This window comes from Mycobacterium persicum (assembly GCF_002086675.1).
GTDB classification, from domain to species: domain Bacteria; phylum Actinomycetota; class Actinomycetes; order Mycobacteriales; family Mycobacteriaceae; genus Mycobacterium; species Mycobacterium persicum.
In genome coordinates this window covers 118621-130817 of the sequence record NZ_MVIF01000002.1, presented here as the reverse complement: position 1 = coordinate 130817, position 12197 = coordinate 118621, and the positions used below count along the sequence as shown (strand labels likewise).

Here is a 12197-nt window from a genome sequence, read left to right as displayed (position 1 = left end):
GAGAAAGGCCTGAGACATTGAAAGTCCTGCCGGCGCAGGCACTCACTAGTAGCTCGTCACCGACCGCCGTCTACAGACGTCCCGCCACAGATCCCACGCGGCGATTCACCCTATTGCCGCAACACCTCTACATCGCCTTCCGTCGTGCGGCACTTCCCGCTCGATCTGGTCGAGCCAGGTTCGCGCCGGCATATCCGACGGCGCACGCCAATCCCCACGTGGTGACAACGCGCCCCCGTGCGACACCTTGGGCCCGTTGGGCAATGCCGAACGTTTGAACTGGCTGAACGAATAAAACCGCTCGACGAAAACCTGCAGCCAGTGCCGAATCTCGGACAGCGAGTAGGACGGCCGCTTGTCGTGCGGGAAGCCGGGCGGCCACGTGCCGCGCTCGGAGTCACTCCATGCATGCCAGGCCAGGAACGCGATCTTCGACGGCCGGAACCCGAAGCGCAGCACCTGGAACAGCGAGAAGTCCTGCAACGCAAAGGGTCCCACCTTCGCCTCGCTGCTCTGCAGTTCCTCCTCTTCGCCGCTGGGAACCAGCTCCGGGGTGATCTCGGTGTCGAGCACCGACTGCAGCACCTCGCACACCTGCTGGTCGAATTCGCCCGAGGAGATGACCCAGCGGATCAAGTGCTGGATCAGCGTCTTTGGCACCCCGGCATTGACGTTGTAGTGCGACATCTGATCGCCCACTCCGTATGTCGACCAGCCCAGGCCAAGCTCGGACAGATCCCCGGTGCCCAGCACGATTCCGCCGCGCTGGTTGGCGATGCGGAACAGGTAATCGGTGCGCAGGCCGGCCTGCACGTTCTCGAAGGTGACATCGTAGACCTTCTCCCCCCGCGCGAACGGATGGCCCATTTCGTTGAGCATCAGCGCGGCGGTGTCACGGATATCGATTTCCTCGAAGGTGGCGCCGAGCGCCCGCGCCAGCTTGACCGCGTTGCTCTTGGTGCGATCACCGGTGGCGAAGCCGGGCAGGGTGAACGCCAGAATGTCGCTGCGCGACCGGCCTTCGCGGTCCATGGCACGGGCGGCGACGATCAGCGCGTGCGTGGAATCCAGACCGCCCGAGACGCCGATGACCACCTTCGGATAGTTCAGCGCCCGCAACCGCTGCTCGAGGCCGGACACCTGAATGTTGTAAGCCTCATAGCAATCCTGTTGCAGCCGTTGCGGATCGGCGGGCACGAACGGGAACCGTTCCACGACCCGCCGCAACCCGATGTCGCCGGTGGGCGGATCGACCCGGAACTCGATGCGCCGGAACGACTCCACTGCTGCCCGGTGGTGACGCCGGTTGTCGTCGAAGGTGCCCATCCGCAACCGCTCCGATCGGAGCAGCTCGGTGTCGACGTCGGCCACCGAGCGACGCTCCCCCTTCGGGAAGCGCTCGGACTGCGCCAGCAACACCCCGTTCTCCCAGATCATCGTCTGGCCGTCCCACGCCAGGTCCGTCGTCGACTCCCCCTCTCCCGCGGCGGCGTAGACGTAGGCGGCCAGGCACCGCGCCGACGCCGAGCGGGCCAGCAAGCAGCGGTCCTCGGCGCGCCCGATGGTGATCGGGCTACCGGACAGGTTGGCCAACACGGTCGCTCCGGCCAGCGCCGCCTCGGCGCTGGGCGGTAGCGGGACGAACATGTCCTCGCAGATCTCGACGTGCAGGACAAAGCCGGACAGGTCCGACGCGGTGAAGAGCAGATCGGGGCCAAACGGCACGTCCGATCCGCCGATCCGCAGGCTGCCGCGCTCGTCATCGCCGGCGGCGACCTGCCGGCTCTCGTAGAACTCCCGGTAGGTGGGCAGATAGGACTTCGGGACCACACCCAGCACGGAGCCGCGGTGAATGACAGCCGCGGTGTTGTAGATGCGGTGCCGATATCGCAGCGGCGCGCCGACCACCAGGACCGGCAGCAGATCGGCGGACTGGGCCACCACGTCCAGCAGTGCGTCCTCAACGGCGTCGAGCAGGGCGTCCTGCAGCAGGATGTCCTCGATCGAGTACCCCGACAATGTCAACTCGGGAAACACCGCCAGCGCGACGCCGTCGTCGTGACACTGGCGCGCCAGGCCCAGTACCGAGGCGGCATTGGCCGCGGGGTCGCCGATGGTGGTGTGGTGCGTGCACGCGGCGACGCGCACGAACCCGTGCCGGTATGCGGAATAGAAGCTCATTGCCCTCCATTGTCGCGGTAGCACGATCGAGATCGGGTGACGGGGTGTCGACTCCCATTAGGCTCGGTTGGGTGGACTCCTGCGACCTCGTCGCGCTGCTGGCCGGGCGCCGGGTCGCGGCACTCACGGGCGCGGGAATTTCTACCGACTCGGGCATACCCGATTACCGGGGACCTGACTCACCGCCGAGCAATCCCATGACCATCGGCCAGTTCACCTCGGATCCGCGGTTTCGCCGGCGATACTGGGCCCGCAATCATTGCGGCTGGCGGCACATGGACGACACCGTACCCAATGCCGGCCATCGGGCGCTGGCCGCGCTCGAGCGGGCCGGGGTGGTGACCGGCGTGATCACCCAGAACGTCGATCTGCTGCACACCAAGGCCGGCAGCCGCAACGTGGTCAACCTGCACGGCACCTACGCGCAGGTGAGGTGCCTGAGTTGCGGTCATATCACCAGCCGCGCCGCGATGGCCGAAAAGCTCGAAGCGCTCAACCCCGGATTTATCGAGCGCGCCGCGGCGGTCGGCGGACTGGGGGTGGCTCCCGACTCGGACGCCGTCATCGCCTCGGCCGCCGACACCGCATCGTTTCGCTACCTCGACTGTCCGTGCTGCGGCGGCATACTCAAGCCCGATATCGTCTACTTCGGCGAAAACGTGCCTAAAGACCGTGTGGCCCAGGCATATTCACTGGTCGAAGGGGCCCAGGCGCTGCTGGTGGCCGGCTCGTCGCTGACGGTGTTCTCCGGCTACCGATTCGTGCGCCGCGCCGCCGCCCTGGCGATCCCGATCGCGATCGTCAACCGGGGACCCACCCGCGGCGACGGCTTGGCCGCGGTGAAGATCGACGGCGGATGCTCGGAGACGTTGACGCGGCTGGCCGCCGAGCTGGCGAGCCCGCGGCCCATTAGAGCGGCCCCTTAGAACGTGCACGGCATGCTGCGAATGGCGTGCACGAAGTTGCCCGGCACGTAGGCCGGATCGCCGGCCTGGATGTCCGGCAACTGCCGCAGCAGCTCGCCGAAGATGGCGCGCAGTTGCGTCCGGGCCACATGAGCGCCCAGGCAAAAGTGCACTCCTCCGCCGCCGAACCCGACATGCGGGTTGGGACTGCGGCTCAAGTCGAAGCGGTCGGGATGGTCGAAGGCGTCCGAGTCCCGGTTGCCGGACGCATAGAACATCACCACCTTCTCGCCGGCCCGGATGGTCTGGCCGGCCAGCTCGAAATCTGTTGCGGCCGTGCGTCGAAACGTCATCACCGGGGTGGCCCAACGGATGAACTCCTCGACCGCGGTGCCGATCCGAGTGTCGAAATCCGCGACCAGCCAAGCCTTCTGGGCGGGAAAGTCGGTGAGCGCGCGCAGCGTGTGACTGGTGGCTTGGCGAGTGGTGTCATTGCCGGCCACCGCAAGCAACACGAAGAACGCCGCCACATCGGCATCGGAGAGCCGGTCGCCGTCCACTTCGGCGTTCACCAGGCCGCTGAACAAGTCATCGCCCGGGTGGTCGCGCCGTTCGGCAGCCAGCTCGGCGGCAAGCTGATGCAGATAGGCCTGATTCTCGAACAGCACTTGCACCGGGTTGCGCCCGTCGAGGTAGACCGAGTCGGCCCAGGAGACCAGCGCGTCGGCGGCATGAGCCACCGGCTCACGTTCGGATTCGGGAATCCCGACCATGTCCGACAAAGTGCGCATCGGCAGTTCCTTGGCGCAGCGCTCGACGAAATCGACACCGCTGCCGGCCGTGCGTAGCTCTTCGACGATGACCTGGGCGTTGGTCTTGATCGAGTCCTCGATGCGGCGCACCTGCCGCGGCGTGAACGCCGCGCTGATCAGCTTGCGCAGCTTGGTGTGTCGCGGCGGGTCCATCGCCAGGAACGACTGCGACCCTTCCAGCAACTCGACGGGCACGTTTTCGAAGAGCACGCCCTTGCCGGACAGGAACACCTCGTTGGTGCGACTGACCGTGACGATGTCGGAGCGCCGGGTGACCGCCCAGAAACCAGGGTCGCCGGGATCCTGGAGCAGGGCGTCGTCGACCGGTCGGTGCCAGCTCACCGGACGCTCGGCGCGCAGCACCGCGAACGAGCGTTCCCGCTCGGCGGCGGTCAAGGCCCAGAACTTGCGCGAGGACAGGTCGATCGGGTCGTAGGCACGGATACCGGCAGCCACGACCACGACCATAGAATTGGACATAGTGTCTAGTCAAGATGTCGAATTCACGGTTATGCTCGCCCGAAGCGGAAGGGAGGCGCAGAACGAGACATGCCATCGGTTACTCGCAACACCCAGGCCAGCCGCCGGCAGCGACGAGAGCAGCTGGAACGGCGGCTGCTGGACGCCACCGAACAACTGATGAACGAGGGCGCGAGCTTCACCGAGCTCAGCGTGGATCGGCTGGCGACCGCGGCTGGCATCTCCCGCGCCAGCTTCTACATCTATTTCGAGGACAAAGGCCACCTGCTGCGCCGGTTGGCCGGCCAGGTTTTCGACGACCTGGAGCACCGCGCCGCACAGTGGTGGGACGTGGCCTGGCGACACAATCCCGAGGATGTCCGCGCCGCCATGGCGGGCGTCATCTCCAGCTTTCGGCGTCACCAACCGCTGCTTGTGGCGCTCAGCGAGATGGCCGGCTACGACCCGATGGCGGCACAAACCTATCGCGATCTGCTGACCGCCATCTCCGAGCGCCTGGCCCGTGTCATCGAGGACGGCCAGGCCGACGGCTCCATTCGGGCCGAACTGCCCGCGGCCACCACCGCCGATGCGCTGACCTGGATGGTCGAGCGGGTCTGTCAGCAGAGCTTGCCGGGCAAACCATCCGAGTTCGACGCCGAGCTGGCCACCACGATGACCGAAATAGTCTGGGGCGCACTGTATCTGGAAGCCGCTTCGGCTACGTGAGGTTACTCGGGCACCAGGTCGTCGGCATGCACCGCGGGCCGGCGTAGTTCACCGGACAGCTCCGAGGTGGACCGGCCCATCATCGCGGCCAGCTCGGCCGCGTCGTAGGCGACCACACCGCGGGCCACCGTGGTCGCGTCGGGTCCACGAAGTTCGACCACGTCGCCGGCGAAAAACTTGCCCGACACCGCGGTAATTCCCGCCGGCAGCAGCGACCGGCGTTGCCGCACGACCGCATGCACCGCACCCGCGTCGAGCGTCAGCCAACCCGCGGCCTCGGCGGCATACCGTACCCAGAACCGCCGCGCCGACATGCGCCCGGGCCGCGGCGCGAACACCGTACCCACCGACGCATCGGTGAGCGCCGTCGCCGCGTCGGCCGCGGGAGCCAGCAGCACCGGCACCCCCGCGTCCGCGGCCAGCAACGCCGACGACACCTTGGACGCCATCCCGCCGGTACCCAGATGACTGCTGCGGCCGGCGACAACGCCCTCAAGATCCGCGAGCCCGGACACTTCGGGGATAAACCGGGCCCCCTGGTGCTTTCGGGGATCGCTGTCGTAAAGCCCGTCGATGTCGGACAGCAGCACCAGCGCCTCGGCGCCCACCAGGTGAGCCACCAGCGCCGACAGCCGATCGTTGTCGCCGAAGCGGATCTCGTTGGTGGCCACCGTGTCGTTCTCGTTGACGATCGCCACCGCGTGCAGCGCCCGCAGCCGGTCCAGGGTGCGCTGGGCGTTGGTGTGCTGGACCCGCATCGAGATGTCGTGGGCGGTCAACAGCACCTGCCCCACCGTGCGGCCGTACCGGGCGAACGCGGTGCTCCACGAGTTCACCAGCGCCACCTGCCCGACGCTGGCGGCGGCCTGTTTGGTCGCCAGATCTCTTGGCCGACGCGATAATCCGAGCGGTTCGAGGCCGGCGGCGATCGCGCCCGAGGACACGATGACGACGTCGGTGCCCGCCTTCATCCGCGCCTCGATAGCGTCGGCGAGCTCGGCCAGCCGGCCGGCGTCGAACATCCCCGACGGCGTGGTCAGCGCCGTCGTCCCGACCTTCACGACGAGGCTGCGCGCGGTCCGAATGACTTCCCGGTGCGGACTGGCCATCAGCTCTCACCGCGTTCGCGTCGCTGCCGGCGGGCCGCCTTGCGTTCGGCGGCGCCGACCCGATCGCTGCGCTCCAGGCGCGCATCGGTGCCCCGGCCCGACATCGCGACGTGACCGCCCGCGGGAGTTTGCGGCTCCCAGTCGAAAGTCATGTCACCGATCGTCACCGCGCACCCCGGCTGGGCGCCCAGCCGCAGCAGCTCGTCCTCAACACCCAGGCGCGCGAGGCGGTCCGCGAGGTAGCCGACGGCCTCGTCGTTGTCGAAGTCGGTCTGGCCGATCCAGCGTTCGGGTCGGGCACCGGTCACCACGAAGCCGCCGCGGCCGTCGGGCTGCACGTCGAAACCACTGTCGTCGATGGGCACCGGGCGAATGACCGGCCGTCGCGGCACCACCTGAGGCTGTGCGGCGTGGTATTGCGCAACCATGTGCCACAGCCCGAAGATCAACGGCTGCAGGTTCTCCCGGGTGACTGTGGACACCAGGAACACCGGCCAACCGCGTTGGGCGATCTCGTCGCGAACGAACTCGGCGAGCTCCCGCGCCTCGGGGACATCGATCTTGTTGAGCACCACCGCCCGGGGCCGCTCGGTGAGATCGTCGAGCACCGCGTCGCCTCGCAGCGTGGGTGTGTAGGCCGCGAGTTCGGCTTCCAGCGCGTCGATGTCGGAGATCGGGTCGCGGCCCGGCTCGTTGGTCGCACAGTCCACGACATGCACCAGCACCGCGCAGCGCTCGATGTGCCGCAGGAAGTCCAGGCCTAGGCCGCGGCCCTGGGCAGCGCCCGGGATCAAGCCGGGCACGTCGGCGACGGTGTATGCGTGCTCGCCCGCCGAGACCACGCCGAGATTGGGCACCAGGGTGGTAAACGGGTAGTCGGCGATCTTGGGTTTGGCCGCCGAAATGACCGACACCAGCGACGACTTTCCGGCCGACGGGAATCCGATCAACCCGACGTCGGCGACGGTCTTGAGTTCCAGGGTGAGATCGCGCGACTGTCCGGGTTCGCCGAGCAGCGCGAACCCGGGGGCTTTGCGGGCCCGTGACGCCAGCGCGGCGTTGCCCAAGCCGCCGCGGCCACCGGCGGCGGCCGCAAAGCGGGTGCCGGCGCCGACCAGATCGGCCAGCAACCGCCCGGTTTCGTCCAGCACGACGGTGCCGTCGGGAACCTTGACCTCCAGATCGGCGCCCGCTGCGCCGTCGCGGTTGCTGCCCATCCCCGGTTTGCCCGACGGCGCGGTGATGTGGGGATGGAAATGGAAGTCGAGCAGGGTGTGCACCTGCGGGTCCACCACAAAGATGACGCTGCCGCCGCGACCGCCGTTGCCGCCGTCGGGACCACCTAGCGGCTTGAACTTCTCCCGATGAACCGAGGCGCAGCCGTTACCACCCGAGCCCGCCCGCACGTGAACAACGACCCGATCGACGAACCGAGGCATCGGGCATCCCCTCAATCGACCCCGAGTGTGCAGCTAGTGCACAACCACGACGCTCAGTCGGTCGCTTGCCCGGCCGCGACGATGTTGACGGTCTTGCGCCCACGCTTGATGCCGAACTCGACCGCACCGGCCGCCTTGGCGAACAACGTGTCATCGCCGCCGCGGCCGACGTTGATGCCGGGATGGAATTTGGTGCCACGCTGACGAATCAGGATCTCGCCGGCCTTGACGACCTGGCCGCCGAACCGCTTGACACCCAGCCGCTGCGCGGCCGAGTCCCGACCGTTGCGCGAGCTGGAAGCGCCCTTCTTGTGTGCCATTTTTGTCGCCTCCGCTATTTGATGTCGGTGACTTTCAGGACCGTCAGCTGCTGACGGTGGCCCTGCCGCTTGTGGTAGCCGGTCTTGTTCTTGAACTTGTGGATCCGGATCTTGGGCCCCTTGACGTGCTCGAGGACCTCGCCGGTCACCGCGACCTTGGCCAGGGCGTTGGCATCGGTGGTGACGGTGGCACCGTCGACGACCAAGGCGACCGGCAGCGACACCTTCGAGCCGGGGTCGGATTCGAGCCTTTCGACTTTGACCACGTCTCCGACGGCAACCTTGTATTGCTTGCCGCCGGTCTTGACGATTGCGTAGGTCGCCATCGTGGGTGCACCTCTGCTCGTTGTCGTGCTTACTCTTGCGGGCACGCGTCAGCAGTCGCTGACACGTGCGGATCTGGTTCGCGATTCGGCACCACAGCGCCACCGCAGGCGCGATTGGACCGGATCGGCGTCGTAGGCTGGCAGCCCGGCGACAGCTGACCCAGGTTACGTGACCAGCGGCTAGAGGGTCAAACCGGCCCAGCGGTTGGGGCGCTCAGTCCACATGTATCGGCGGGCCGGCCGGCCTGCCCGCCGCGCGTCGCCGGCGCGGACGTTCCGGCGACGAGGAAGCCTCGACGGGTCCGGGCCGGTCAGGACTGTCGTCGGGCTCGGAGTCGGTGTCCTCGTCGTCGGTGTCGGAATCATCGACGTCGAGCTCGTCATCGAGGTCGTCATCACCGAGATCGTCGTCGTCGAGCTCGTCGTCGTCGAGCTCCTCGTCGTCGAGCTCTTCGTCCTCGTCGGCATCTTCGTCGGTGTCCTCGAAGTCTTCGATGTCATCGGGCTCCCCGGTGTCTTCGTTGTCTTCGAGGTCTTCGATGTCGCTGGACACCGCCATCGCGGTGTCCTCGTCGATCGCGGCGGCGAGTTCCTCACCGGACTCCTCGGGTTCCCCGTCTCCACGGCCCGGTCCCAGCGACGAGCCGGCGGCCATCGCTTTGAACATCGGATGCTCGCCGGGGGCGTGAGCGGGGACCTTGGCCACGATCCCCTTCTCAGTGGGCTCTTCGGCGCGGCTCTTCTTCGAGCGCCTGTTTCGGCGACCCCCGGATTCCGACTTTCGCCCGGTCGCCGGCGCCGCATCCACCGGATCGGCATGCAGCAGGATCCCACGCCCGTTGCACTGGGCACACGACGACGAGAAGGCCTCGATCAGGCCGGTTCCCAAACGTTTGCGGGTCAGCTGGACCAAGCCCAGCGAGGTCACCTCTGACACCTGGTGACGAGTGCGGTCGCGGGCCAGCGCCTCGGTCAGCCGGCGCAGCACCAGATCGCGGTTGGATTCCAGCACCATGTCGATGAAGTCGATGACCACGATGCCGCCGATGTCACGCAGCCGCAGCTGACGCACGATCTCCTCGGCCGCCTCCAGGTTGTTCTTGGTGACGGTTTGCTCGAGATTGCCCCCGGAGCCGGTGAATTTGCCGGTGTTGACGTCGATCACCGTCATGGCCTCGGTCCGGTCGATCACCAATGTCCCGCCCGACGGCAGCCACACCTTACGGTCCATCGCCTTGGTCAGCTGCTCGTCGATGCGATGCACCGCAAAGACGTCGGGGCGCGTCTGACTCTCGGCAAGCTCGGCCGGCTCATACTTGGTCAATTTCGAAACCAAGTCGGGCGCAACGGAATTCACGTAGTCATTGATCGTGGCCCAGGCCTCGTCGCCGGAAACGATGAGTCCGGCGAAGTCCTCGTTAAACAAGTCGCGGATGACCTTGACCAGCACATCCGGTTCTTCGTAGAGGGCCACCGCAGCGCCGGCCGCCTTCTGTTTGACCTCGGCGGCCTTGGCTTCGATCTGTTGCCAGCGTTCCTGCAACCGGGTGACGTCGGCACGGATGTCGCCCTCTTTGACTCCCTCGGACGCGGTGCGGATGATCACTCCCGCGTCGGACGGCACCACCTCGCGCAAGATCTCCTTGAGCCGCTGGCGTTCAGTGTCGGGCAGCTTGCGACTGATCCCGGTCGACGACGCGCCCGGCACGTAGACCAGATAGCGGCCGGCCAGCGACACCTGCGTGGTCAGCCGTGCGCCCTTGTGGCCCACCGGGTCCTTGCTGACCTGGACGACGACGTAGTCGCCGGGTTTGAGGGCCTGTTCGATCTTGCGGTCGGCCCCGCCGAGTCCGGCTGCGTCCCAGTTGACTTCACCGGCGTAGAGCACACCGTTGCGGCCGCGACCGATGTCGACGAAGGCCGCCTCCATCGACGGCAGCACATTCTGCACGATGCCCAGGTAGATGTTGCCCACCAACGACGCGGAAGCAGCCGAAGTCACGAAATGCTCGACGACGATGCCGTCTTCCAGCACGGCGATCTGGGTGTAACGGGTGCCCGGGTGCGGCGGCTCGGTGCGGACTCGGTCGCGCACCACCATGACCCGCTCGACGGCCTCGCGCCTGGCCAGGAATTCGGCTTCGGTCAGAACCGGTGGGCGGCGCCGCCCGGCGTCGCGGCCGTCCCGGCGACGTTGCCGTTTGGCTTCTAGCCGGGTCGAGCCGTCGATGCCCTTGATCTCGTTGCCGCCGGACTCGTCGTCTCCGGAGCCGCCGTTGCGGGGCGCGCGTTCATGCACAACGGTGTTGGGCGGATCGTCGGGCGCCGGGCCCTCGTCGCCGTCCTCTCCGGATCCCGACTTGCGCCGTCTGCGGCGCCGGCGGCGCCGGCTGGCGCCCTCTGCCGAACCGTTGTCCTCGTCGCCGGCGTCGGTGTCGGTGTCGGTGTCGTCGGAGTCCTCTGAATCGTCACCCTCGGAGTCGTCGGAACGGGCAGAATCGCCAACCGCCTTCCGGTCGCCCTCATCGCCGTCATCTTCGCCTGGGCCGTCGGATCCACCCTGTTCACCGCGTCCCCGACCACGGCCCCGACGGCCACGCCGACGCCGCCGACCGCTCGGCCGGTCGATCTGCTCCTGTTCGTCGTCATCGTCGGCATCGTCGGCCGCCTCGTCATCGGTGCCGTCGTCCTCGTCGATCGCCTCGGGAATCGGCTGCGGCGCGACGAACAACGGCAGGTAATGCGGGCGCTCCACCCGGGTCTCGACGACCTGGACCGTTTCCTGCGTTTCCAGCAGCAGCCGGGATTCGGGTTCCGGGGCTTCGTCAGCTTCGTCCGGTGCAACAGCCGCCGCGGCGACACTGGGTTCAGCGTTTGGTTCTTCTTTGGCTTGGTTGGCTTGGTTGGCTTGGTCCGCTTCGTCGGCGGGCGTTTCGGCCAGCAGGTCGCGCACCCGGACCGCGTCGACCCGGTCCACACTGGAATGTGCGCTGCGGATTCGACCGTCCAGCGCATTGAGGGCATCGAGCACCCGCCTGCTGCTGGTCCCCAGCGTTCGTGCCAGCGAATGGACTCTCAGTCGGTCCGGCAGTTCCTCACGCTGTGTCGGCTCTTTTGGGTCTGAAGATGGGGCACCGTCTACCACGTATTCTCCTCAAGCCCCCGGGCGCGTCGTTTCGACGCGGCCACGCGAGGGCTCCGCTATGTGCCCGGGTCACTTCTCCCGGACTTGTGATGGTCTTGCTCCGAGCCGCTCAGGCGAGCACACTCGGCGCCGTGCTGAATGACGGCTTGACACGCCGCGCCCCATCGAATGGCGATGGTCGCGCTTGCCGAAGTCTTCATTCGGGTGTTCGACGCCGGTCCGGCGACGTTCACCCGCAGTCAGTATCCCATATCACCGGGCCGGATCACCCTCGTCTGAGTCGTACGCCGACGAATCCGGCTCGCAAGCACTTCTCCCGGCGCTAGGCGCCGGCAAACCAGAGCGCGATCTCGCGCTGCGCCGACTCGGCCGAATCGGAGCCATGCACCAGGTTGAACTGGGTTTCCAAGCCGAAGTCGCCGCGGATGGTGCCGGGCGTGGCCTTGTCCACCGGGTCGGTGCCGCCGGCCAGCTGGCGAAAAGCCGCGACCGCTCGCGGCCCCTCCACGACGGCCGCCACCACCGGCCCCGAGGTGATGAATTCGAGCAACGACCCGAAGAACGGCTTGCCTTCGTGCTCGGCGTAATGACGGCCGGCCAGCTCGTCGCTGACGTTCCTGAGCTCCAGCGCCGCGATGGTCAGGCCTTTGCGCTCGATGCGGCCGATGATCTCGCCGATCAGTCCGCGTTGCACACCGTCCGGCTTGATCAGCACGAGGGTCCGTTCAGTCACGGTGGCTAAGAGTAGATGGCCAACGCTGACTTCGCACGG

10 protein-coding genes are annotated in these 12197 nt (G+C 67.3%); 2 read left to right on the top strand and 8 right to left on the bottom strand.

Annotated features, from left to right (window positions below):
- Window positions 1-105 precede the first annotated feature (105 nt).
- Entirely contained in the window at window positions 106-2181 is a 2076-nt protein-coding gene (locus BST40_RS01740; protein WP_083153202.1) for an NAD(+) synthase, read from the bottom strand.
- Between the two features lie 71 nt (window positions 2182-2252).
- Between BST40_RS01740 and BST40_RS01735 the strand changes: the two genes are divergently transcribed.
- Window positions 2253-3107, top strand: coding sequence for a Sir2 family NAD-dependent protein deacetylase (locus BST40_RS01735; protein WP_371687245.1), 855 nt, complete (start codon window positions 2253-2255; stop codon window positions 3105-3107).
- Here BST40_RS01735 and BST40_RS01730 read toward each other — a convergent pair.
- A complete protein-coding gene (locus BST40_RS01730) occupies window positions 3104-4378 on the bottom strand; it encodes a cytochrome P450 (RefSeq protein WP_075548362.1) in 1275 nt (424 codons plus the stop codon). The genes BST40_RS01735 and BST40_RS01730 overlap by 4 nt on opposite strands.
- A gap of 69 nt (window positions 4379-4447) precedes the next feature.
- Between BST40_RS01730 and BST40_RS01725 the strand changes: the two genes are divergently transcribed.
- Window positions 4448-5086: a TetR/AcrR family transcriptional regulator gene (locus BST40_RS01725; RefSeq protein ID WP_075548363.1), complete on the top strand. Its 639-nt coding sequence runs from the start codon at window positions 4448-4450 to the stop codon at window positions 5084-5086.
- A gap of 2 nt (window positions 5087-5088) precedes the next feature.
- On the opposite strand, the gene proB is transcribed toward BST40_RS01725, so the two are convergent.
- The 6 genes from proB to ndk all read right to left on the bottom strand — a co-directional run bounded on the left by proB (window position 5089) and on the right by ndk (window position 12158).
- Window positions 5089-6195 carry a glutamate 5-kinase gene (gene proB / locus BST40_RS01720; RefSeq protein WP_075548364.1) on the bottom strand — a complete coding sequence of 369 codons (1107 nt, stop codon included), beginning with the start codon at window positions 6193-6195 and terminating at the stop codon, window positions 5089-5091.
- A complete protein-coding gene (obgE, locus tag BST40_RS01715; RefSeq protein WP_075548365.1) occupies window positions 6195-7634 on the bottom strand; it encodes a GTPase ObgE in 1440 nt (479 codons plus the stop codon). Before obgE ends, proB begins: the two co-directional genes overlap by 1 nt.
- Before the next feature lie 53 nt (window positions 7635-7687).
- Entirely contained in the window at window positions 7688-7954 is a 267-nt protein-coding gene (gene rpmA / locus BST40_RS01710; RefSeq protein WP_075548366.1) for a 50S ribosomal protein L27, read from the bottom strand.
- Between the two features lie 14 nt (window positions 7955-7968).
- Window positions 7969-8280, bottom strand: a complete 312-nt coding sequence (gene rplU / locus BST40_RS01705; RefSeq protein WP_075548367.1) for a 50S ribosomal protein L21 — start codon at window positions 8278-8280, stop codon at window positions 7969-7971.
- Window positions 8281-8494: 214 nt separating this feature from the next.
- Complete coding sequence (rne, locus tag BST40_RS01700; RefSeq protein ID WP_083153200.1) at window positions 8495-11425, bottom strand: ribonuclease E; 2931 nt, start codon at window positions 11423-11425, stop codon at window positions 8495-8497.
- 322 nt (window positions 11426-11747) lie between these two features.
- Window positions 11748-12158 carry a nucleoside-diphosphate kinase gene (gene ndk, locus BST40_RS01695; protein WP_075512939.1) on the bottom strand — a complete coding sequence of 137 codons (411 nt, stop codon included), beginning with the start codon at window positions 12156-12158 and terminating at the stop codon, window positions 11748-11750.
- Window positions 12159-12197 lie beyond the last annotated feature (39 nt).